Genomic DNA, 22,563 nt, shown 5'->3' on the forward strand with positions numbered 1-22,563 from the left:
TTATGAACAACTCCGTAGTCGAGTTAACAGCACTACCACGTCATCCACTGCCGATCGTACCGTTCCGGCTGACGCGCTAGAGTTGGCAATCAGGCTAAACACCAACGGCGCAGAGTTGGGAGGAGTCACATAGCCAGAAAGAGCCACTACGCCTGTGATGGTGCCCGTTTTTGCCGAGACAATGCCCTGGGCGGAGGTATTGCGAAAGCGGTTCTTTAAAGTGCCACTCACGCCAGAAACCGCCAGCGATCGTCGAAATACATCCGCTTCAGGAATCTGTGCCATCGCTTGCAGGGTTTGCACCAACGCCTCAGCACTAGCGCGATTGCGATCGGCAAGCCCTGATCCATCGACCATACGATAGAGATCGGGGCTGACTCCCAACTCAGACAAAATGGACTGAACGGCGATCGTGCCGCTCTGGGTCATGTCTTGGCTGAGCGGATTTTGCTGCTGTCCTAACGTTTTAAGCAAGGCTTCCGCGTAGGTGTTGTTGCTCTCTTGATTGGTCTCAAACAGCAGACTTGAGAGCGGTGGAGACTCAACCGCAGTTAACTCAACCTCATCGGGGCGGATGGGCGTGAGTTTTACTAACGTCGAATTGGTGACTCCGATATTGTTGCTGGTCAGCACATCGCGGAATTTCTTCACCAAATAATTGCCAGGATTGGGGATGGCAGTTCCGATCGATTCCGACTCGGAGCCAGTGCGAAGTTGACCTGTGACGCGAACTGTGGAGCCAGCGCGATCGACCTCCAAAAATTCTCCGCCACTGGCTGAAACGGTCACTCCCTGGTTGTTTAGCGTCCAGTCTCTGGCATCGGTTGGGTCATCCCACTGCACCTCTAGCGATTGCCCAACTTGCCGAGGAAAGGCTGTCAATCCAATAATATTTTGATTGAGCATTAGGCTATTGATCGGCGCAGCGTATGCCTGTCCGGCATCTTCTGCATCCCAAAAAGGACTGGTCAGCGCACCTTTAAAATAGGTATCGTCTCCGATCAGTTGGGTGATTTGTCGAACGCCGCGCCGACTGAGTTGTTGCGCGATCGTCCCTAGTTGCGTCGTCGTCAAGCTCGGATCGCCATGCCCTACAATTCTCAACGTGGCAAGATTAGGACTGCTGCTACTGCCGTAGACAGCGGTGCGAATGCGATATTGAGCGCCCAACTTTCTCAAAGCGGCGGCGGTCGTAAACACTTTATTATTAGAGGCTGGAATCAGGAGAGTGCTTGGGTTTCGAGCAAACAGAGTTTGACGAGACGTGCCCGATCCTTGGGTTTGCACTAACACACTCCAGCGCGCACCTGAGACTCGATCGAGCACCCGATTGATCGGAGTTCCTAACTGAGCGGGACACAGGGTACCAACCGCTTGCGCCACTTTCACTGGACTTTTAGCCCTTCCTGAAGGGATTTGTGAGAAAAAGCTGGCGGTTGCCAAAAAAACGGTGAGCGCAGCGCGAGAACGGGTTGATTTCATGCGATCGTCGATTTTAAACAAAAGAAAGCTCAACAGTTTTGACAGCAGTTCAGCCAAATTTGTTGCGTTAAAGCCCGATCGTGTCTAGAATTCTGCTCTCAGTTTGACTCAGCCGATTCTGCCGCTAAAACTAAACGCTTGCGAAGGTTGTTCATCGCCTCGATCGACCGTTGATATTTATCCTGACTGCCCTGAGCAGAAAATAACCCTGCTGCCCTCTTAAAGTCTTGGATGGCACCTGTTTTATCACCCAAAGTAGCGCGGACAGTGCCTCGATGAAAGTAAGCGATCGCATCTTGCCCATCGCGATGAATGAGGACAGTAAAATCTTCGGCGGCTCCCATTTTGTTGCCCAATTTGAGTCGAGCCAGCCCTCTTTGCAGATAAGAGATCGCGCAATCCCCTTCAAGCTGAATCGCGTCGGTGAAGTCTTCGATCTCGCCGACTTTATCCCCCAGTTCTAAGCGAATCACGCCGCGATTGCAGTAGGGGACGCAGCGGTGCGGATCGAGCAAAAGTGCCCGGTCTAAGTCAGAAATCGCGCCTTCTTTATTGCCCAACTCCTCGCGCACCAAGGCTCGATTGTTGTAAGCAATGGCATGAGTCGGATCGATTCGCACTACTTCGCTATAGTCGGCGATCGCGCCCGATTTATCACCCAACTCATAGCGGGTGACTGCCCGATTGTAGTAAGACACCGCATCGTGTGCACCCAAAACCGGATGGTCAAAGCGATCGGTCAATCCTTTAATAATTTCTGGATTGGTGGTGCGAAGCCCAACTGCCACTTCAGGAAATGCAGCGCTTGCAGTGGCGACCGAATGAACGCCGAGAATGCCATAAGCGCGAGTGGCATCAACCGTTTCATCAGAGAGGCACACGAGAAAATTTTCATCAGTGCCCAACACTTTAAATCGAAACTGATTAGGGTATTGACGCTTGAGTTGAGTCAACTGACTGAGAATCGTGTGCAAAAAGGTTTTCTCGACTGACTTTGCAGCAGCCCGATTGTGAATGTAGTGCGGCGAGTGGCTGTCATGCAGGTTGCCTAAGTGTCCCCACCCAACGTCTAGACGACCTCCGCGATCGAGAAACGCCTTAAACTGACCCATCAAAGCATCATTAAACGTAGCAGGATCAGGGTAAGGAAACACCACAATCAGCCGCGATCTCGCCGTCTTGAGGGCATCGTCTAACGCCCGACTGCTCTGCGTATTGACTCGATCGTAATCATGAGCGGCTTTGAGATTGAACACTAGCTCATATTCAGCCCCTAATTGAGGAGCAGGTTGACCCTCTACCACTGCCTCAACCTGAGTCTGAAGACTTGCCAAGGTGGTTTCTGTCCATTCCAACCGAGTGGTCAAATATTTTATCTGACTCTGCAAAGCGCTCGTGTCTAGAATTTGAGGCAACCGATTGAGCCAGTCGCCTAAGTCTTTTTGCTGACGATCGAGACTCTGTGTAAACTGCTGCACCGTCGAAAACTGCTGCTGAAGCTTTCCTAAATGGCGATTCACCATCGTCTGAATTTCAGCGTGTAGTTTGGTCAAATCTTCGCCAGTGGGCAGACCGTCGAGCCGTTTTTCTAGGGTCGCGATCGTGGTCATCTCGTTTAAAACGGCTTCAGGAATCGCAGCGTTGGGCAGCGACTCGCCTTGCTCATTCTTTAAGCTCAACCAGGAGGATAACGTATCCATCTGCTTTCGCGTGATTAGGTTCATCGCCCTCATGGGGATGACAGTCTGCTCTAGAGTCTGATTTTGCTGACGAATTTTCTCGACTTCTGCCATTAGACGCGCCATCTCGCGCCGAGAAACTAGATCGCTCATGACTTTGATCAATCCGTCTACATCCTGTCTCAAGGCAGTCGCGTCAAAGGGCTGCGGCAGCGCATTTAGACGACGATTGAGATGATTGATCTGGTCTTGCAGCGCTCTAGGAAGGGTCTGCCCTGACGTTCTGGGCAACTCATTGAGTGTTGTTTTGAGTTGAGCAATCTCAGTTTGGAGTTGTCCGATCGTCGCTTCGACACTCTCGACCCGACGAACATTGGCGACTCGATTCAGATGGTTGGCGACTGACGCGACTGATTCGCCAAGCTGCACCGACTTGCTGCGAAGATGAGCCAGATCTTGCTGCATCTGACTGAGATCGTGAGCCTCGATCGGGGCAAGACGTTGAGCTAGGGTTTGCTGAACTTGCGCGATCGCGAGGTCATTGTGCTGCAAAACGGTCTTTTTGAGACTCTTGAGATCTGAGAAGCTGGGCAACGCCTGCACCTGCTGATCGAGAGAATGAATGGTTTGTGAGAGACGCTGATCAAGTTGCTCAAGGCTGACTTGGGCAGATTCCTGAACTTGCTGATCGAGACGACGACGATTGACCAAATTCAGCAACAATAGAAAGGAGAGCGGTGCGGCAGTAAATGCAAGCTGTTGGGACGCGATCGAGGCGACTGACCCTACGCCTGAGCCAGCCCACAGCACATATTCTGTTATGTCTAGCCATTTTGCATGGTTCATTGTTGCCTTATGCCCCTGAGTCCGTAAACTATAGAGTGGTAGCGAGATGCCTGCTGAGTCGCCGTTTATACAGTAGTTGCAGAAAGGCACTATTCATCTCTACAGATGCCGCCACCCAAATCAGGAAATTGAGCCTGACGATCGTCCATTTTTCACGATCCCATTACTTCATTCATCCCTATGCCTCAACTTCGTGCGCTAATCTTTGATGTCGATGGCACCCTCGCTGACACTGAGCGAGACGGGCATCGCGTGGCATTTAATCGCGCGTTTGCAGAGGCAGGGCTAGATTGGGATTGGTCGATCGAGCTTTACGGCAAATTATTAGAAGTGACGGGCGGCAAAGAACGGATTCTCTTCTACATCGACTCCTATCAGCCTCCGTTCGACTCCCCTGCGGAGTTAAAACCGTGGATTGCCAGCCTTCACGCCGCTAAAACTCGCCACTACAAGCAATTACTGAACGAAGGAGTGATTCCTCTACGTCCAGGGGTAAAGCGACTGCTTGAGGAGGCACGGGCAGCCGGAATGCGACTCGCGATCGCCACCACAACCACGCCCGAAAATGTCTCGACTTTGCTAGAAACGGCACTTGCCCCCGACGGCTGCGACTGGTTTGAGGCGATCGGGGCGGGTGATGTCGTCCCTCACAAAAAGCCTGCGCCTGACATTTACCTCCACGTTCTCAAGAGGTTGAATTTACCTCCTGAAGAATGTCTTGCCTTTGAAGACTCGCAGCAGGGCTTACAGTCCTCACTAGGGGCAGGGTTGAAGACGGTGATCACGCTGAACGACTACACCCGTGATCATAATTTTGCTCATGCCAACCTAGTGCTTGATCAGTTTGGCGAACCGACTGCTCCCTTCAAGGTTGTCTCAGGCACGACGGGAGAGGCTCAATACTTTGATCTCGCGCTTGCTGAGTCTCTACACCAGTTGCCTTAGAGCATTGAAAAAGGCGGCGTTGCTGAACGCTAGGCTCTATAAATCTGCCCTCACCCTAGCCCTCTCCCCAGGGAGACGGAACAAGAGGTTCTAGCTCCCTTCTCCCTAGTGAGAAGGGTTGGCGAGGGCTTGCCCCACTTTGTGAGGAGGGCTGTTCAGATTCACGCAGGAGGTCTATTGCCAAAACACAGGAGCGATAATGCCATTAGTAGGGTTGAGTCTTCTAACGATCGTAGGGCTGTTTTTGACTCAAGTTTTAGTTACATTTCCACTAGATTTAGTTTCTGTCTTCAATGTTCCCCTGTGGGTGGCAGCATCGGGATTTTTTCTCCTATTCGCCTGGGTTTTGGGCGATTAGATGCCGTTTACCCGTGCCAAAACTACCTCTGAAACTTGTGTCATATTCTACTGAGGCAGAGTCGATCGTTAGACAGCTTAATACTAAAGCTGTAGAGCCATCTTGTCGGGTTCTCAGTGAATCCTATTTTCCAAGCGGTGTGTTGCCACGCTCCAAAACCGTTGAGAGCATTTTGAGAGAATCACGAATCTTTTCAGTCGGTTTTTCGCCCGACTTTAAGGATGAGGAACGATCGCAATCGCCCTGATCGCGAATGCCTTGTGTGAAGATCAAGAAGGATGTCTAGCATCTGGCATAGATGACTATTTCAGCAAGCCTATTTCAAAAGAAAGATTAAAGGACAAACTAACTGACTGGGGTGAGAGATTGGAAAGCGACCCAACCAAACGAAACCGGGTAGATTTGGCAATTGACTGGGAGCATCTGCACCAAATTTCAGACGGTAACGAAGACTTTGAGCGAGAGCTACTGCACATCTTTGCTGAAGATGCCCACGCGCATTTAGAAGAAGCTCAAGCAGCTTTACTTCTAGAAGATCATAATGCCGTCTTGCGGGCAGCCCATCATGTGAAAGGGGCGAGTGCCAATGTAGGCTTAAAAGAGATGCGAACGATCGCCAGCCAATTAGAAGCCGATGCGACCGAACAGCAGTTGACAGATGCGCCTAAAATGCTTTCTAGGTTGGCAGAACTACTGCAAGACCTGCAGGCATTTTTAGAGCAGCCCTAAAATTTTAGTCAGACAGACGTTGGTGAGAACGATCGTTGACTTCACTCCAATTTATAGTCAAAAAAGCATTTGATCGAGGCATACACTCTATTGTTTACCTCAGTAATCTAACGGAATGATGCGATCGTTAAATACTAAGCTAGTGATCTGAAGATTTTCCGGATTGTGGGCTAAAAGTAGCGAAATTAACAGAGAAACTAGCTAAATTCAAGGAAATTGAAATTAGGTTTTCGCTAGGTCTGATTCACCCCTTGCCGTTAACCTCGACGCACATTAATTAGAACAAATCAATATAGATTTTCACAGGATTGATCGTTTAAGATAGCCATGCAAGTTTCAAGGTCTCAATCCCCATAGGTCTCAAAGTGCGGGGATCGCAGCCACGGTGGGCAACCAGAATTAAAGATACAAATTAGAGCAAAAAACTAGAGTTTCTTTAAGTTTTTTCTTCTATTTGCGAGCGACTCGATCAATGATTTCAATCTAAGAAACTGGGTTAACATGGCTAGCGGATTTTCATTTGTATCTACTACCTCTCGTATCAATCAGACTCGATCGCGTCGCTCTCATCGCTCCGTATTGCTATTTATGGTGGCGACTACTTTGATCAGCGGCTGTATGTTTCGATTAGCACAGTTGCAGATCGTGCAGGGTCAGCGCAATCGTCAGCTTGCCGACCAAAATCGCATTCGTCCCTTGTCGATCGTGGCAGATCGCGGCAATATTCTCGATCGCCGGGGCATTCCTCTCGCGGCTAATCAGCTTTCGCGATCGATTTATCTCTATCCCCGTGAGCAGTCGATGCAGCAGTGGCAAGACAGCGCCGAGAAACTCAGCAAAATTCTTGACGTGTCCGCTGAAGAGATTCTCAAAAAGCTCAATCAAGTGGGGTATCGATCGGCGGTTCCGGCTCGTATCTACCGTAATTTGACTCCTCATCAGTTTGTGGCGCTTGCAGAAGGAGGACAAATTCCTGGCTTAGAGATTCAGGCAGAGTCTAGCCGTCACTATCCCAATGGCAATCTTGCGGCTCATATTTTGGGCTATATCGGTGAAGCGACTGCCGATGACCTCAAAGCTAATCCTGACTTCCCGATGGGAATGTTGTTGGGGCAAATGGGGATCGAACGCATTGCAGATTCTAGTTTGCGCGGCAAATGGGGTAGTCACCTGCTCGAAGTGGACTCGGTCGGAAAAGAGTTGAGAATGTTGGGTGAGCAAAAGCCGACATCGGGGTCTGATTTGCGGCTGACGCTCGATTTCAAACTTCAGAAAGCGGCAGAAAAAGCTCTCAACAATCAGCGAGGGGCAGTCGTCGCGCTAGATGTGAAAACAGGAGCCGTTTTAGTGATGGCAAGCGGTCCGACGTTTGACCCCAATCTATTTACGCGCAAGATCTCCACTCAAGAATGGAAAGACCTTCAGGGGCAAGATCACCCATTTCTCAACCGCAGTTTGCAGGGCTATCCACCGGGCAGCACGTTTAAGATTGTCACCACGTCAGCAGGCATTCAGTCGGGCAAATTTTCGCCTAGCTCGACGCTGCCCACGTTTAGCGCGATTAACATTGGTGGCACCTTGTTTCATGAGCATGGCGGAGCGGGGTATGGCACGATCGGGTTCCGCGATGCCCTAGCGTTCAGCAGCAACACGTTTTTTTATCAGGTCGGAATGGCGGTCGGTCCAGATGAGATTTCTAAATGGGGACATCGATTGGGCATTGGGGAAACGTCTTCAATGGGTCTAGAAGGCGGCAGTCATGGCGTGATCCCTACGCCTGAGCAGAAGCAAAAGCTCTATGGCGAACCCTGGTATGGCGGCGACACGGTGAGTATGTCGATCGGGCAAGGTGTGGTTCAAGTCACTCCGCTCGAACTGGCGGTGATGGTGTCAGCGATCGCGAATGGCGGCTATCGCGTCAAGCCTCACCTGATGGCAGATCAAACCAATACTCCCGCTACAGTGCGCGAAGCAACGGGGTTAAGTCCGGGCACGATCGAGGTGATCCGCCAAGGTCTAACTGCGGTCGTCAAAGAGGGCACTGCCCGTCGATTGAGCGATGGCTCGATTCCGCCGACGGCTGGCAAGACGGGAACGGCGGAAGTGATTGGGCAGCGAGATAATGCGCTCTATGTGGGCTATGGTCCGTTAAATGATCCTCAAATCGCGATCGCGGTAGTGGTCGAGAACGGCGGCTTTGGGGCAGAATCTGCGGTGCCGATCGCCCACGAAATCTACAAAGCCTATTTCGGACCTCCCAAATCGGCGTCCCCCATTAAGTGAACTTTCGTTTAGATTAGAGTCTGTGCAGTGCTAAATGGCGATGGTGAAACAACTCAAGCCTCGATATTCTGTTGCCTGGATTAACAAGATTTCTGAGATCCCTCAAGCCGAGTGGGATGCGTTGGCAATGCCGCTCAAGACCCCATTTTTTGAGTGGGAGTGGCTGCACAATATGGAAACATCGGGCAGCACTACCGCTAAGTCGGGCTGGTTGCCCAATCATTTGACGGTATGGCGCGATCGGACTTTAATCGCGATCGCCCCTCTCTACATCAAAGGTCACAGCTATGGTGAGTTTGTCTTTGACCACCAGTGGGCAGATCTGGCAACCCGCCTAGGAATTGAGTATTATCCAAAACTGTTGGGGATGTCTCCATTCACGCCTGCTGAAGGCTATCGATTTTTGATTGCCCCTGGAGAAGATGAAGACGAGTTAACCGAGTTGATGATTGGCGCGATCGACCAGTTTTGCACACGCAATCAGATTTCTGGCTGCAATTTTTTGTACGTCGATCCTGACTGGCGATCGACGATGGAGCGACACGGCTTTAGCACCTGGCAGCATCACAGTTATATCTGGCAAAACCAGGGATACAGCACGTTTGATGATTATTTAGGGGCATTTAACTCCAATCAACGGCGCAACATCAAGCGAGAACGAAAGGCTGTCGGGCAAGCAGGACTGTATATCAAACCTTTTACAGGAGAAGATATTCCGAAGTTGCTGTTTCCCACGATGTACAGCTTTTATAGCGACACTTGCGACAAGTTTGGCTGGTGGGGCAGTAGGTATTTGACAAAGCGATTCTTTGAGCAACTGCACCCCCGATTTTCTGATCGAGTCGTGTTTTTTGCAGCCTATAGCGAACTTGATGAGCAACACCCGATCGGGATGTCGTTCTGTTTGACAAAAGGAGATCGACTATACGGGCGCTATTGGGGATCGCTGCAAGAAATCGATTGTTTGCACTTTGATGCCTGTTATTATTCACCGATCGAGTGGGCGATTCAAAATGGCATTCAACTCTTCGATCCGGGTGCGGGTGGGCAACACAAAAAGCGACGAGGGTTTCCGGCAACGGCTAACTATTCGCTGCATCGATTCTATAACAGTCGCCTATCGCAGATTTTACGTTCACACATTGAGCAAGTAAATGACTTAGAGCAGCAAGAAATTGACGCGATCAATCAAGATTTGCCCTTCAAGCAAGAATCTATTCGCTTTAATATTGACTAAGATACGACTCTTCAGAATGCTGTTAAACGTTGACTATGAACCAGGCTATTGCCGACACGACTGCGCTAGATGACAAGCTTTCTAACCGCTTCATCGAACTCGACCCGAATGGATATTTTATTATTTATGTCGATCGAGACCCCCAACTTATCTGCGCGAAACATTTCACAAATGTCATTAATGACAAAGGGTTAGCGTGTGATCCTGCCACGGGAGAACCCTTGCCCTGTAACGGAACTGTGCAGCGGCAATCTACCACGATCTTTAAGGGCAGGACGGCTAAAGAACTCTGCATCGAACTGTTTGAAAAGCCGAAAGATTGCGTCGTAACTCGTCTCGATCATGCCGCTTATTTAGGCAGAGAATTTGTCCGTGCAGAAGTCGCGATGCTAACCGGAGCAGACTACGTTCAAGATTAGAACGTTGCTTTAACGCTCTAGGTCTTCGTTGCTGTCCCACCCCTAAAATGAATTTCGGGCTAGTAGAGGAAAAACCGTTGAAACGGGTTGAAAGAGAACTTAGGATCATGGATTAAATAAAACCGAATTCTCCCTCACCCCAACCCTCTCCCTAGGGAGAGGGAGCAAACGTCTAGTTCCTCTTCTCTCTAGGGAGAAGGGGTTAGGCGAGGGCTTCGCCCCACTTCGTGAGGAGGGCGACCCCGTTTTGCAATTGCCGATCCCATTCAATTCACGATCCCTAGATAAATTCTTCAGTCCTCCGAAGAAGACTTTCCCTGTTAGCCCGAAATTTATTTCAGGGCGAGGCAGAATCGTAGCAAGAAAGTCTTTAAACACGCCTCAATGTTGAGTTGACAACGGACTCGTCAAACTCCCGTTGTCAATCCTGAATATTCTCTGCCACACTTTTTATTTGACGTACCAGAAATAAGTTGCCATTGGGATCACAGTCGCTGCGATCAACAGCCCAATTACCCAAACGGTTGCGTTGCTTTCCTGCGTCTGTTCTGGAGTGGCAAACGTCCCTTCAACCTGAACAGTATCCTGTACTACAGGCGCACCCGGATCTTCTTGACCCGACAAAACTGCCACTAAACGATCGCTAGCATCTAAAAACCCCTGATTATAGCGTTCACCCACTTTTAGAGGAACTTGCAGCGTCTCTTGAGCAACACTTTGCGCGATCGCATCCGGCATAATTGCTTTGACTTTTTCACCCGTATAAATGGCGCTATTGTTAGTTAATTTGTCTAACACCATTAGGGTTTGATTGGCTTGATCGTCAGGTGTTGGGAACCACTGCTTGAACAGCTTTTCGGTAAACGACTCGATCGTTTCGTCATAGTCTAAGCCCCGAATCGTCACAAAACGGACTTCCTGACCCGTTTCTGCCGTCAAATCGGTGAATGACTCAGTGATTTTACCTTCACTAAACCGACTCAGCACATTTGCTAAGTCTAAAACTTGCGAATCAGCAGGAATGCTAGGAACCTCATAAAGACTTGTGGCGTAGGCAGGGGCAACCACACATTGCAGGGTCAAAATCAAGACAACGATAGGGAAGACCCAACGGTTGCCGATGGCGGAGAGGAGCTTTCTCATGGGCGATCGACCTTCAGATGACATTTTTTCAAAATACTACGGCGAACAATATTTGAGTAGATCAAATACTTCTCATTAATTACATTACAATTTTTAACAGAGTTTGAATCGCAAGGAGCTAATTCTCATGCCTCTTTCTGTTGGCGATAGTGCCCCCAATTTCACCGCGAAAGATACGAACGGCAACACGGTGTCCTTGTCAAGCTATGCGGGCAAACCTGTGGTTATCTATTTTTATCCTAAAGATGACACCCCTGGATGCACGAAAGAAGCGTGTAGCTTCCGAGACAACTACGCTCAATATTTGAGTAAGGGAATCGCCGTTTTTGGGGTCAGCATGGATGATGAGCTGTCTCACCAAAAGTTTACTGAGAAGTATGGTCTGCCATTTCCATTGCTCGTTGACACCGATGGCTCGTTGACAAAAGCGTTTGATGTTGATGGTGGCGGTCGTTCTAAGCGCGTGACTTATGTAATTGACGGCTCTGCCAAAATTAGCCAAGTTTACACCACGGTCAATACTGAAACTCACGCCACCGATATTTTGGCTGAGATAGCAAGTTAGAAAATCTGAAACCTGACAAGCGTTCTAATTCCTTTTTGGAGTTAGAACGTTTTTTTGTGAAGAATTTATATGAGTCAGGCTCAGACAATTGAGCTAAATTATTAAGATTCCTGACTCGATCGCAGAACAACGTCTCAGTGCAGCTACACACTCAAGCCGTCTCGCAACGATACTCTATCTGGGGTGATTTCTATGACCGATACGACCGCGATCAGCAGCCTCTCATCACCAGGGGTTACGGCTCCTCCTACCTATTCAGGTCCTAAAGAGGTTTTGATCAACAAACCTGTGACGCTGAAGGGCACCTACGATGCAACGCGCATCGCCCAAGTCACGCTATCTGCTGAAGATAAGTTTCCGCTTAACGTCACGACGAATGCTGGAACCTGGCAACTGACCCTGCCAACTGGGTTCTCGACCGCTGGATCGCGATGGCTGCGGCTGAAGGGCTTTGACAGCCAGGGTCAAGTTGTTGAGAATCGAGTTTTCTACATTACCGTGAGCAGTGACCCACTGACGATCGGGCAATCCCTAACCCTCAAAGTCTTACAAGACACGTTCTTTAAAGCCGCTCCTGCTGACTCATCGACTCTCAGCGATCAGCAGAAAGTTTTGGTAAAAGCCGGACAGACGTTTAGCGTCAATCGCTATGGCTCGATCGATGGTCACATCAAGCTAGAGTTAGGCGAAGAAATTGCTCCGATCGGCAGCTTTGGCTATTTCTACGAGAGTCACGTTCAACTCAGCAAAGGCACCCAAATCTTTCGCTTCAACCTTGAAGAGGTGCCAAATCTCTCGCTAACCGCTCAGTTAGTAATCACCACAACAACAATTCTCAAGGCAAAATTAGGAGATTCTTCGACCCTCGCAGCAAATCAGAAGATCAACGCGGCAGCAGGACAAACCTACGCGATCACAGGCTATGCGTGTGTGAACGGTCATTTTCGGGTCAAGCTGGCTGAGGCGATCGCAGGCTTTGGCGACACTGCATTTGTCTATTGGAAATACGCTCAGGTGAAGCGAAACGGCAAGTCCATTCCCTACGACTCAGATGCTCTGACGGTGACTGCACTCACGAGCACGATTCTCAAAAAGCGCCCCGTTGATTCTTCACAGCTACAGGCTTCAGAGAGAGCAAATCTCAGCGCTGGAAACTTTTATGGAGTATCTAGTTATGCAATTCAAGGCGGACATATTAAAGTTGCGCTCACCGAAGAACTGCCGGGATTTGGAAATACGGGGTTTGCCTTTCCCAGTTTTGTGCAAATGAAACGTGGCGGCAAACCGTTTAATCCGATTCCACCCACGGTTGAAATCAATGTGCCTTACTTTTCGCAGCGAGATAACCCCCGCTATTATTGGGCGACGTGTAATGTGACCTCGATCGCGATGGTTTTCTACTATTACGGCATTCGTGCTAAAAATAGCGGACAGCAGCTAGAAGATGAACTGTTGCAGTGGTGTCTCGACAAGGGCGGAGAAGGTGCTCAAACCAATCACAATGTTCTTTCTCAACTGGTTCAGGCTTACGGCTTTAAGCCTAGCTTTAACATCAATCGCACTTGGCAAGAGGTCAAAGAAGAATTGATCAACGGTCGTCCGGTTGTGTTATGCGGACTGTTTACGCACGGTGGACATATTGTTACAGCGATCGGGTTCACGTCTCAGGGCTATATCGTTAATGACCCGTGGGGCGATGCGATGTCGGGCTATTCAAACACTGAGGGTCGCAAGCGTCTCTATCCCTATAGCTATGTCGATGAGGTTGCTGGACCTGATGGGGAAGTCTGGGCGCATTTTATTTCTAGATAGCGATCGAGTGGGCAGCTTAGGCTCGATCTGGGCTTAGGCTGCAAGCTGTCGTGCGAAATTTTCAGTTCAATCTACCAAGATGAAAAGACTGTATTTGTAGATGTTGGCAACCATGACGAAGTGTATTAAGCGACCGAGATCGCAACAGCACAATAATGCTGGCACAGCAGATTAATAGAAAAACTGAATGTAGAACAAATAGGGTAACTACTCTAACAGTGCCAGATTCAGAAAATGACGTGTGGGCAACATCAATGGTTTGCTGCTGAGAACGCCGCGCAACTCGCCAAATGCCACGATCGAGCCTGTAAAGGTGGTTGCTTCGATGAATGTGCCGATGAACATTTCAATTGAGTCTGCCTACTGATCAAACGTCTCAAACAGCTTGACTAAGATGACATTAGAGAATAGAAAGCCTTCAGGATCAGTGAGTCTAATGTGTCCTTCAGGTAGATTAGAGCCAGCCAAAGTAGGATAGTCTGCACTCGAAAACTCAACCCATCCTACTTTTTGATAAGGCTGCAAGCACGTCCAAAGTTCCGCTATTCTTTCTTGACCAAACTGTTGAACAAGCTGGGATAAGCTTAATCCTTCTGCTAATCGCAACCCCACCATTAAAGTATCGAGAAAAACATCTGAAGGATCAGGATTCTGATAACTTATCCTTTTGCCTTCGTTCGTTATTTTTTCCTCAACCCATTCGTAATACTCGCGGGTCTTTCTAGGACGGGCAACCCGATCGCCGCCGATATAACTCGTCGCCCCCATGCCAAACCCATAAAACGATCGGTTCTTCCAATAGACTCGATTGTGATGACACTGAAACCCCGATCGGGCATAGTTTGAGATTTCATAATGCTCATACCCTGCCGAAGTTAGGATGCTCTGCGCCCTGCGATACATGTCTGCTGTCGCTTCATCGGTGGGTAGAGGGGTTGCTCCCGGTTGATATTGCTTACCGAATGGGGTCATTGGCTCGATCGTCAGATCGTAAACAGAAATGTGGTTTGGAGATAGAGAAATTGCTTTGTCTAACGAGTCTTGCCACTGAGCGATCGTCTGTTTAGGCAATCCCGAAATTAGATCCAAACTAAAGTTAGAAACATCTGCTTGATGAATCAGGTCGATCGAGTGATAAACATCTTCAACTCTGTGGGTTCTACCACAAGCAGTTAGCAACTCTGATTGAAACGCTTGCACCCCCAAACTGACGCGATTGACACCTGACGATCGATACCCTTGAATTTGTGCAAGATCAAATGTACCAGGGTCAATTTCCATCGAGATTTCGGCATCGGACAAAATGCCAAACTGTCGATTTAAGGTGTCAAGAATTTGGCTTAATTGACCAACCGACAATAGTGAAGGGGTGCCACCACCCAAAAAAATCGTTTTGAGCGGTTGCCCTAAGTTTTCAGTCAGTCGAATCTCGTTGCAAAGAATTTCGACGTAATGCACGATCGTGCCTGAGTTGTTGCCGTTGCGCTGATCTCCAACTACAGAGACGGGAAAGTCACAGTAAAAACAACGCCGCCGACAAAATGGAATGTGAACATAAGCAGAACTCGGAACGTTAAATTCCATGAATCTTTTCTAAAATTCTTTATCTTCTTAAATTATCGCAATGAATCTTCTTTAATCCTCGTACTTTTTATTGATTTTTGTATCCTAAACTACAGGCATTAGTAGGGGTAACCGCCTTTAGGGAGAGGGATTTGCGTGAAGATCTTACAAACTCGCAAGATATAATAATGGAAGATCGATCTGACTAGAAAGGTTGAATTCTAGATCCTAGACTTTGAGTTGCTTTTAAGTTCCTAGTCCACCGTTTATAGAAAGCTTTAAACTTTAACTTGAACCCATCCATCACACTATAAAATCACTAATCCAAAACCGACAAACTCCTCTACTTCAAAGATCATGGTTGATGCAGTCATTATTATTTCATTCATTCTAGCAGGAGCGGGAATTGGCTTTCGTGGCATTGAGGCGCTGCCAGGTGGCGTTTTGCAGCAGGTGACAAACCCCGATGCACTGCGTTGGGTTTGTGCAGGCTTTGGTGCCATGATTGGCTTTGCGATCGGCTTAATTGCCCAGTCGAGCTATCGTCGCGTGGCGCAACAAATTCGCGAGATGCCTGCCCCGGTGCTGCTGAGTCGCTCGGTGGGCTTAGTTCTCGGTCTGCTGGTGGCAAACCTGCTGCTGGCTCCGATTCTTCTCCTGCCAATTCCGCAAGAATTCTCGTTTATCAAGCCGCTTGCTGCCGTGGTCGGAAGCATTATGTTCTCTGTTTCTGGCGTGTCGCTGGCAGATACTCACGGTCGATCGCTCTTGCGGCTAATCAACCCCAACAGTGTCGAAACGATGCTATTTGCGGAAGGCACGCTTAAACCCTCCAGCGCAAAGGTTCTTGATACAAGTTGCATCATTGACGGTCGCATCTCTGCACTGCTCGACACGGGGTTTCTAGAAGGTCAGCTTCTCGTGCCACAGTTTGTCTTGCAAGAGTTGCAGCAAGTAGCAGATGCCTCTAACGATCAAAAACGAGTGCGCGGACGGCGTGGGCTAGATGTCTTGAATCAGATTCGGGAAGCTTATCCAGAGCGGGTCGTGATTCACTCTGCTGACTATGAGGACATTGCAACGGTAGACGCGAAATTAGTGAAGCTCGTGCAAGACATCAACGGCACGCTGCTCACGACTGACTACAACTTAAATAAGGTTGCCACAGTGCAGCGAGTCCCCGTTCTGAATGTGAACGATCTGACTCAGGCAGTGCGTCCGTCCTATCTGCCAGGTGACAGCATCGATCTCAAGATTTTGCGAGAAGGCAAAGAACCCGCTCAAGGAGTTGGCTATCTTGACGACGGCACGATGGTTGTGGTTGAAGAAGGTCGAGCTTTTGTGGGTGGCGAACTTCAGGTGATCGTTACCAGTGCTCTGCAAACCTCAGCAGGACGCATGATCTTCGCTCGACCCAAAGCATCGGCGATGGCTTGAAATCGAGATGGCTCGATCGACATCAAAAAAACCAGCAATTTTTCATGATGAGACCTAATGGTGCGCCTCAAACCTTGGCAGTGGGCAGTTTTAGGATTACCGATCGTGCTTGTAGTCGGGTTTCTCCTAATCGCCGCCGGATTGCAAATTCACGAATGGGGCATTAGCTGGATCTGGGCGATTGTCGGGTTACTATTTGTGGGCTGGCGCTGGCTTTTGGTGAAATGGACGCAGCCCGCCCTTGCCCAAGTCGAAGCGATCGTCACCGAACTCTCTGCCGACTTGCAGTCACAAACTCCGACCACCGCGTCTGCCAATACCTCGTTTCAGCAAGCCGAAGCCGAGCTACAAAAAATCTTGCAGACTGCGCGCATCGATCCGCCGCCGTGGGAAGACTGGAACATTTTTTGGCTACGCTGCCAGACGTTGATTGGCGCGATCGCGCAGGTCTACTATCCCCAAACCGAGCAGCCTTTACTCAACATCTATATTCCCCAAGCCTATAAGCTGCTGCGCAGCACGGTTGATGACCTCGACCAGTGGATGCAGCGTTTGTCTCCGGCGCTCAATCAAGTCACGATCGGGCAGGCATATCAGGCATACGAGGTTTACCAAAAGCTTGAGCCATCTGCCCGCAAGATTTGGCAAGTGTGGAATTGGGCGCAATGGCTGCTCAATCCTGCGGCGGCGATTGCGAGAACGGCAACTCAACGCACCAGCAGTCGCGCCACCCAAGAGCTATTGTCCAATCTCAGCCAACTGATGCGAGAAGCTGCCCTACGAAATCTGGGCAGACAAGCGATCGCCCTTTATAGCGGCAGTGCCAGCCCTAATTTAGAAGAGACCTCGATCGCTCAGCCCATCTTACCCAAGGCTCAAACTCAAACGCTGCGAGACATTATTTCTCAAGCGAATCCGTCTCAAACCGTTGAGCAAACGCCTGTTAATCTGCTGCTCGTCGGGCGGACAGGGGCGGGAAAAAGTAGCCTGATTAACACGTTATTTGTTGAAGCTCAAGCCGAGGTTGATGCGTTGCCAAGCACAGATCGGATTCAAGATTATCATTGGCAAACCTCCACCGGAGAGGCTTTGACGTTGTGGGATTCGCCGGGTTATGAGCAAGTCGATCGGGCAGAACTCCGCGATCAGGTTCTCGACCATGCCGCTCATGCTGATCTGGTTTTGCTGGCGACTCCGGCACTTGATCCAGCGTTGCAGATGGATTTAGATTTTCTCAGAGATCTGCAGGCTGAGATCCCAGATCTGCCGACGATCGCCATTGTCACTCAGGTCGATCGGCTGCGTCCGATTCGAGAATGGCAGCCTCCTTACGAGTGGCAAACGGGCGATCGTCCGAAAGAAATCTCGATTCGAGAAGCGACCCAATATCGGGCGAGTCTGCTCGGCTCGACTTGCTTAATGGTATTGCCGATCGTCACAGGTGACAAAACTCGGCAAGCCTGGGGTGTTGAAGCGTTATCACTAGCGATTTTGGACTCGATCGAGCCTGCAAAACAGCTTCGTCTCGCACGGTTTTTTAAAAGCCTCGAAGCCCGAACGATCGGGGCTGCTAAAATCATTGACCACTACACCTTTCAGATGGCGACGACGCAAGGGTTAACTGCGTTTCTCAAAAGTCCCATTCTTAGCTTTATTTCGACGTTAACGACGGGTTCGCCGACACTGGCGCTGTTGCTGGCTGAGAAGATTCCGATCGAGCAGCTTCCCGTCGTGATCGGTAAACTTCAACTCGCCTACGATTTGTACAATCTGCTGACCGCCGATCAGTCCAATCCACCTAGCTTTGACTTTCGGGCAATTTGGGGATTGCTGCTCGAAGATTCTGCCTCACCTGAGCGCACGGCTTGGGCATTTGGTCACGCGCTGACGGAATATTGGACTCAATCGCTGACCCCGGAGCAACTGCGATCGCGCTTTGATGACTATTTGAAGATGGCTAGTCCGATCGTCGAGTTATAACCGTTTGCTACAGAAACTTCTTGCGTGTGATCGTTGGGTTTACCCGATGCCGTAGAGACGTTTCGATGGAACGTCTTGCCGATTTTGCCATGACCTATAATCTGTCAATATTCAGTGATCGATGGAGAACACGCCATGATGCAACTCCTCAACCAATCCACCGACCGGGTGCGACCTCTACCTGATACTAAAGCGACTAAAGCTCCCTACTGGCAAAGCTCTTAAACGATTTTATAGCAGTTCTTTTGATTATTCATTGACTAGTTTTACAGGCACCCAAAACCCTTGTGGAGCAAAAGGTGGTTGGTTTTTCTAATGTATCGGATGGAGGTCGCACCCCACCGACCAGCGCATTCTCTTGCGGGGGACGTGGGAGAAATTCAAACTGATGCAGCAAGTATCAGAAGATTCTCCCGGTGTGCGGCTGGCTTTTTACGACGGAGAGATAGAGATCCTCATGCCCGGACGTGAACATGAGCTATTTGGATGCGTCATCGGTGGGCTGTTATTGATCTATCTGGCTCAAAAAGGCATCTTCTTTCAACCAACCGGATCAATGACTCAGCAGAAGGAGAAGCATCCGCCCAAGCGGATAAATCGTTCTGCATTGGCAATGTAAAACCTATTCCTGACCTCTCGATCGAAGTCATATTCACGAGCGGCGGTGAACGCAAACTACTTCTGTATCAGGCGTTAGGGGTTCCTGAAGTTTGGTTCTGGGAAGATGGAGCGCTAAGGCTCCATCATCTCCGTCCTAGTGGCTATCAACGCATTGAGCGCAGTGAGTTACCGGGGTTGCAAGACCTCGATATCGATTTTCTCAAACGCTGCATGATGATGGCTGAAACCGATGCAGGGGAGGCAATCAGAAAGTTTCAGCAGGGAATTTCCCATTAATCTACGCCCTCGATCGGAGCAAATCCCTGACGCTGAACGTTTTCGGTGACGACGCGCGGCTCTAAAAATTGCAGCAGATAATCCCGTCCGCCTGCTTTTGAGCCGACTCCTGAGAGTTTAAATCCGCCGAAGGGTTGTCGAGCCACGATCGCGCCTGTGATGCCGCGATTGATATAGAGATTTCCTACTTCAAAGTCGGTTTGAGCTTGCTGAATGTGAGACGGGGTGCGCGAATATAGTCCGCCCGTGAGCGCATAAGGGGTGCCGTTGGCGATCGTCATCGCATCCTCAAACGTCTTAGCTTTGATCACCGCTAAAACGGGACCAAAAATCTCTTCTTGAGCGATTTTGGCATCGGGCGAGACGTTAGCAAAAATTACCGGACTGACGAAATAACCTCCGTCGGGGACTGGCATCTCTAAGGCGACTTCTGCCTCGGTTCGACCTTGCTCAATGTAGCTTTGGATGCGGCGTTGAGATTCGTCATCGATCACGGGTCCGATCTGGGTGCTGGGCAATTCTGCGGCACCGATGTTGAGCGATCGGGCAGCTTCGACTAATCGGTTCAAAAACATCTCATAAATCGATTCGAGCACGATGACTCGCGAACACGCCGAGCATTTCTGCCCACTGTAACCAAACGCTGAATGCACTACGCCCTGGACTGCCTGATCTAAATCAGCGCTTTCATCGACGATAATGGCGTTTTTGCCGCCCATCTCCGCGACGACTCGCTTCAGGTGTCTTTGCCCCGGTTGCAACACGGCAGCGTCAGCGTAGATTTGACAGCCCACTGCTTGAGATCCCGTGAACACAATCATGTGCGTGTCGCGATGCTTGACCATGTGAGCGCCCACCGTCGGACCGTCTCCCGGCACAAACTGAAAGACTCCATGCGGCACGCCAGCATCGATCAGAATCTCGGCAATTTTGGCGGCAATCACCGAAGAGGTTTCGGCAGGTTTGAGCAGCGCGCAGTTGCCTGTGACGATCGCGGCAACCGTCATTCCGAGCGGGATGGCAAGCGGGAAATTCCACGGAGAAATGACTAGGACAATGCCTTTGGCGTGGTAGCGATAGCGGTTGGTTTCTCCCGGCAGATCGTAGCGATCGCCCACTTCCAAGCGCTCCATTTCGTCGGCATAATAGCGGCAAAAGTCGATCGCTTCTGAGACTTCACCATCGGCTTCTCGCACGGGCTTCCCAGTTTCTAGCACCATCCAGGCGATCAGGTTGTCGCGTCGTTCAACCAGCAGATCGCCTGCTTTGCGAAGAATATTTGCGCGTTGGATCGCAGGCGTTTTTTGCCACGCTGGAAACGCAACTTTTGCGGCAGCGATCGCGTAATCTGCCTGTTCGACGCTGATCATGCCAATCTGCCCCACCACTTCAGTAAATTGAGATGGATTCACCGAAGCTAATTTTTCAGCGGTTTCTACAAACTCTCCATCAATGAAAGGCAGGTAAGTTTTGCCTAACTGTTGGCGCACTGTTTGTAGGGTTTGTTGAAGATGATTGCGGGACTCTCGATCGGCATAATCGGTATCTGCAACGTTGACGAAGCTGTGAGCGTTGAGATTTGACGGCTTTGCCTCAGAAATTTTAGGCGCGGCTAATAGTTCTTCGATCGGGCGTTCTTCAAGATTCTGTCGCAAAAACGAACTATTTGCCGTGTTTTCTAACAAGCGACGAATCAGATACGACATCCCCGGAATCAAGTCGCCATAGGGACAATAAACGCGAACTCGATAGCCTTGATCCACAATCGCTTTGGCTAATTTGTCGCCCATGCCATAAAGCGTCTGAAACTCAATCCGACGAGCCGGAATATTCAGCGCTTTAGCAATCGCGATCGCGTGTGCCTGAGTGCGAACGTTGTGACTTCCGATCGCCGCATAGAGATGGTCGTGGTTTTCTAACAGCAATCGCGTTAGCGTTTCAAAATTGGCATCGGTTGCAGATTTTTCGTTATAAACGGGCTGTTCCCAATCTTTTTGCGCTGCTTTGATGGTTTCCTGATCCCAATAGGCACCTTTGACTAACCGGATTGTTAACGGAGTGCCGCGTTCTTTTGCCCACGTAATCAAATCTTGCAAATCGCGTTCGCTGTCTCGCAAATAGGCTTGCAGCGTCATGCCAATATCACTGCGATTGCGAAACTCATCTTCTAACAAAATCTGCTTGAGAATCGCCAGCGTCAAATCTTTGTAAGCATACTGCTCCATGTCAAAGTGAACCGCCGCCCCCAACTCTTTCGCCCGACGCAGCAATGTCCGAATCCGATCGCTGACGCGGGCTTGACTGCCTTGAGCATCCAGCGGGTCAAACTGCGAGTAAAACGCCGTCAGCTTCACAGACACCTGAACTTTGGGGAGCGGTTGCCCATCTGCTATGTCGATCGCCGGAACCGTTGCCCAATTCTTCGCCGCTTCGGTGAGTTGGGTCATCAGGTCGAGATAGCGATCGAGATACGATTGTGCTTCTGCCTCGGTAATCACTGCCTCGCCGAGCAAATCGACCGTGAAGCCCATCTTCTCTTTTCGCAGCCGTTCTAGCGTTTTGAGAACTTGTTTGGTCGTTTCCCCAGAGATATATTTGTGTGCCAGAGTTTCGACCGCCGTTGAAACCGTAGTAGCAGCCACTTGTCCCGGCATGGAGTCGGCGTTGGCAAAATTAAGCAATCCTTTAAGAGCGGCGGGTAGCTCAACGCTGGCATCGCTCAAATATTCCTGCATGTGACGAGCGATCTCGGCTTTGCTTCGCAGCGATGGCAAACAGTCAATAAAGCGAAATAGCTGCACCCTTAAACCCGGATTCTCCATCGTCCAGCCCAGGAGTTTGTCATCCCAGCGCATCTGATCGCGCATTTGAGCAAAGAACGATCGAGACTCGCGAGTGGCTCCGAGCAGTTGCCGCGCGATCGCTTGGGTTTGGGGTTCATAGATGCGGTCAGTCACTTGGGCAACCATAAATTCTCAGCTTTGTAAAGTATTAGCAAGCCAATCAAACACGTCTAGTTCTTCAGGTCTTGTCAGACGAAGACTACTAGTTCTATTGTCGGTTCTCGATCAGACGGTGGAGGGTTAGACCGTTAAAAAGGTTTACAAAACAGATTTCATCTTGGGTGAACGGAGTCCCTCAATTTCGTATTGAAAGCGACAGTCTTCAAAACTGGTATTCCCACTATA

General features: G+C 49.8%; 18 protein-coding genes. 11 read left to right on the plus strand and 7 right to left on the minus strand.

The genetic code is table 11. The features are described from left to right. Positions 1 to 1,539 (minus strand): D-alanyl-D-alanine carboxypeptidase/D-alanyl-D-alanine endopeptidase, encoded by a 1,539-nt coding sequence (dacB, locus tag A8707_RS03120; RefSeq protein ID WP_082906201.1) that lies wholly within the window; start codon positions 1,537 to 1,539, stop codon positions 1 to 3. 41 nt (positions 1,540 to 1,580) lie between these two features. Then, a complete protein-coding gene (locus A8707_RS27420) occupies positions 1,581 to 4,007 on the minus strand; it encodes a tetratricopeptide repeat protein (protein ID WP_082906202.1) in 2,427 nt (808 codons plus the stop codon). 180 nt (positions 4,008 to 4,187) lie between these two features. On the opposite strand from A8707_RS27420, the gene A8707_RS03130 reads away from it, so the two are divergent. Both A8707_RS03130 and A8707_RS27835 read left to right on the plus strand, forming a co-directional pair. Beyond that, positions 4,188 to 4,952 (plus strand): HAD family hydrolase, encoded by a 765-nt coding sequence (locus A8707_RS03130; protein ID WP_068815026.1) that lies wholly within the window; start codon positions 4,188 to 4,190, stop codon positions 4,950 to 4,952. A gap of 199 nt (positions 4,953 to 5,151) precedes the next feature. After that, positions 5,152 to 5,310 (plus strand): hypothetical protein, encoded by a 159-nt coding sequence (locus A8707_RS27835; RefSeq protein WP_156518326.1) that lies wholly within the window; start codon positions 5,152 to 5,154, stop codon positions 5,308 to 5,310. 123 nt (positions 5,311 to 5,433) lie between these two features. Here A8707_RS27835 and A8707_RS27840 read toward each other — a convergent pair whose 3' ends face one another. After that, positions 5,434 to 5,583 carry a hypothetical protein gene (locus tag A8707_RS27840; protein WP_156518327.1) on the minus strand — a complete coding sequence of 50 codons (150 nt, stop codon included), beginning with the start codon at positions 5,581 to 5,583 and terminating at the stop codon, positions 5,434 to 5,436. 129 nt (positions 5,584 to 5,712) lie between these two features. Between A8707_RS27840 and A8707_RS03135 the strand changes: the two genes are divergently transcribed. The 4 genes from A8707_RS03135 to A8707_RS03150 all read left to right on the plus strand — a co-directional run bounded on the left by A8707_RS03135 (position 5,713) and on the right by A8707_RS03150 (position 9,978). After that, positions 5,713 to 6,039: an Hpt domain-containing protein gene (locus A8707_RS03135; RefSeq protein WP_197484595.1), complete on the plus strand. Its 327-nt coding sequence runs from the start codon at positions 5,713 to 5,715 to the stop codon at positions 6,037 to 6,039. 501 nt (positions 6,040 to 6,540) lie between these two features. Continuing rightward, the gene (gene mrdA, locus A8707_RS03140) at positions 6,541 to 8,322 is read left to right on the plus strand and encodes a penicillin-binding protein 2 (RefSeq protein ID WP_068815029.1); all 1,782 of its coding nucleotides are present in this window, start codon (positions 6,541 to 6,543) and stop codon (positions 8,320 to 8,322) included. A 34-nt stretch (positions 8,323 to 8,356) separates the two neighbouring features. Further along, positions 8,357 to 9,559: a GNAT family N-acetyltransferase gene (locus A8707_RS03145; protein WP_331711665.1), complete on the plus strand. Its 1,203-nt coding sequence runs from the start codon at positions 8,357 to 8,359 to the stop codon at positions 9,557 to 9,559. A 35-nt stretch (positions 9,560 to 9,594) separates the two neighbouring features. After that, positions 9,595 to 9,978, plus strand: a complete 384-nt coding sequence (locus A8707_RS03150) for a DUF4346 domain-containing protein (protein ID WP_068815031.1) — start codon at positions 9,595 to 9,597, stop codon at positions 9,976 to 9,978. Positions 9,979 to 10,428: 450 nt separating this feature from the next. Here A8707_RS03150 and psb32 read toward each other — a convergent pair whose 3' ends face one another. Further along, positions 10,429 to 11,145 carry a photosystem II repair protein Psb32 gene (psb32, locus tag A8707_RS03155; RefSeq protein WP_231947910.1) on the minus strand — a complete coding sequence of 239 codons (717 nt, stop codon included), beginning with the start codon at positions 11,143 to 11,145 and terminating at the stop codon, positions 10,429 to 10,431. A 103-nt stretch (positions 11,146 to 11,248) separates the two neighbouring features. Here psb32 and A8707_RS03160 point away from each other — a divergent pair, with 103 nt between their 5' ends. Further along, entirely contained in the window at positions 11,249 to 11,686 is a 438-nt protein-coding gene (locus tag A8707_RS03160; protein ID WP_068815033.1) for a peroxiredoxin, read from the plus strand. Positions 11,687 to 11,878: 192 nt separating this feature from the next. Next, on the plus strand, positions 11,879 to 13,498 hold the full coding sequence (locus A8707_RS03165; RefSeq protein WP_068815034.1) for a C39 family peptidase: 1,620 nt from the start codon (positions 11,879 to 11,881) through the stop codon (positions 13,496 to 13,498). Positions 13,499 to 13,705: 207 nt separating this feature from the next. On the opposite strand, the gene A8707_RS27845 is transcribed toward A8707_RS03165, so the two are convergent. Next, positions 13,706 to 13,843, minus strand: coding sequence for an NAD(P)(+) transhydrogenase (Re/Si-specific) subunit beta (locus A8707_RS27845; protein WP_156518329.1), 138 nt, complete (start codon positions 13,841 to 13,843; stop codon positions 13,706 to 13,708). A 15-nt stretch (positions 13,844 to 13,858) separates the two neighbouring features. Continuing rightward, positions 13,859 to 15,082, minus strand: a complete 1,224-nt coding sequence (gene hemW / locus A8707_RS03170) for a radical SAM family heme chaperone HemW (protein WP_068815036.1) — start codon at positions 15,080 to 15,082, stop codon at positions 13,859 to 13,861. 336 nt (positions 15,083 to 15,418) lie between these two features. On the opposite strand from hemW, the gene A8707_RS03175 reads away from it, so the two are divergent. The 3 genes from A8707_RS03175 (at position 15,419) to A8707_RS03185 (ending at position 19,375) form a co-directional block, all read left to right on the plus strand. Beyond that, positions 15,419 to 16,498 carry a PIN/TRAM domain-containing protein gene (locus tag A8707_RS03175; protein ID WP_068815038.1) on the plus strand — a complete coding sequence of 360 codons (1,080 nt, stop codon included), beginning with the start codon at positions 15,419 to 15,421 and terminating at the stop codon, positions 16,496 to 16,498. Between the two features lie 57 nt (positions 16,499 to 16,555). After that, positions 16,556 to 18,478: a GTPase family protein gene (locus tag A8707_RS03180; protein ID WP_068815040.1), complete on the plus strand. Its 1,923-nt coding sequence runs from the start codon at positions 16,556 to 16,558 to the stop codon at positions 18,476 to 18,478. A 486-nt stretch (positions 18,479 to 18,964) separates the two neighbouring features. Further along, the gene (locus A8707_RS03185; protein ID WP_231947911.1) at positions 18,965 to 19,375 is read left to right on the plus strand and encodes a Uma2 family endonuclease; all 411 of its coding nucleotides are present in this window, start codon (positions 18,965 to 18,967) and stop codon (positions 19,373 to 19,375) included. Here the strand turns inward: A8707_RS03185 and pruA are convergent. Continuing rightward, positions 19,372 to 22,344: an L-glutamate gamma-semialdehyde dehydrogenase gene (gene pruA, locus A8707_RS03190; RefSeq protein ID WP_068815041.1), complete on the minus strand. Its 2,973-nt coding sequence runs from the start codon at positions 22,342 to 22,344 to the stop codon at positions 19,372 to 19,374. The two genes, A8707_RS03185 and pruA, sit on opposite strands and share 4 nt — an antisense overlap. Positions 22,345 to 22,563 lie beyond the last annotated feature (219 nt).

Origin of the sequence: Phormidesmis priestleyi BC1401, from assembly GCF_001650195.1 — a bacterium.
GTDB classification, from domain to species: Bacteria; Cyanobacteriota; Cyanobacteriia; order Leptolyngbyales; family Leptolyngbyaceae; genus Phormidesmis_A; species Phormidesmis_A priestleyi_B.

Coding starts and splice junctions, on each gene's coding strand:
- A8707_RS27420 (WP_082906202.1), bottom strand. CDS start 4,007: ATGAACCATGCAAAATGGCTAGACATAACAGAATATGTGCTGTGGGCT.
- A8707_RS03130 (WP_068815026.1), top strand. CDS start 4,188: ATGCCTCAACTTCGTGCGCTAATCTTTGATGTCGATGGCACCCTCGCT.
- A8707_RS27835 (WP_156518326.1), top strand. CDS start 5,152: ATGCCATTAGTAGGGTTGAGTCTTCTAACGATCGTAGGGCTGTTTTTG.
- mrdA (WP_068815029.1), top strand. CDS start 6,541: ATGGCTAGCGGATTTTCATTTGTATCTACTACCTCTCGTATCAATCAG.
- A8707_RS03145 (WP_331711665.1), top strand. CDS start 8,357: ATGGCGATGGTGAAACAACTCAAGCCTCGATATTCTGTTGCCTGGATT.
- A8707_RS03150 (WP_068815031.1), top strand. CDS start 9,595: ATGAACCAGGCTATTGCCGACACGACTGCGCTAGATGACAAGCTTTCT.
- psb32 (WP_231947910.1), bottom strand. CDS start 11,145: ATGTCATCTGAAGGTCGATCGCCCATGAGAAAGCTCCTCTCCGCCATC.
- A8707_RS03160 (WP_068815033.1), top strand. CDS start 11,249: ATGCCTCTTTCTGTTGGCGATAGTGCCCCCAATTTCACCGCGAAAGAT.
- A8707_RS03165 (WP_068815034.1), top strand. CDS start 11,879: ATGACCGATACGACCGCGATCAGCAGCCTCTCATCACCAGGGGTTACG.
- A8707_RS27845 (WP_156518329.1), bottom strand. CDS start 13,843: ATGTTCATCGGCACATTCATCGAAGCAACCACCTTTACAGGCTCGATC.
- hemW (WP_068815036.1), bottom strand. CDS start 15,082: ATGGAATTTAACGTTCCGAGTTCTGCTTATGTTCACATTCCATTTTGT.
- A8707_RS03175 (WP_068815038.1), top strand. CDS start 15,419: ATGGTTGATGCAGTCATTATTATTTCATTCATTCTAGCAGGAGCGGGA.
- A8707_RS03180 (WP_068815040.1), top strand. CDS start 16,556: ATGGTGCGCCTCAAACCTTGGCAGTGGGCAGTTTTAGGATTACCGATC.
- A8707_RS03185 (WP_231947911.1), top strand. CDS start 18,965: ATGCGTCATCGGTGGGCTGTTATTGATCTATCTGGCTCAAAAAGGCAT.
- pruA (WP_068815041.1), bottom strand. CDS start 22,344: ATGGTTGCCCAAGTGACTGACCGCATCTATGAACCCCAAACCCAAGCG.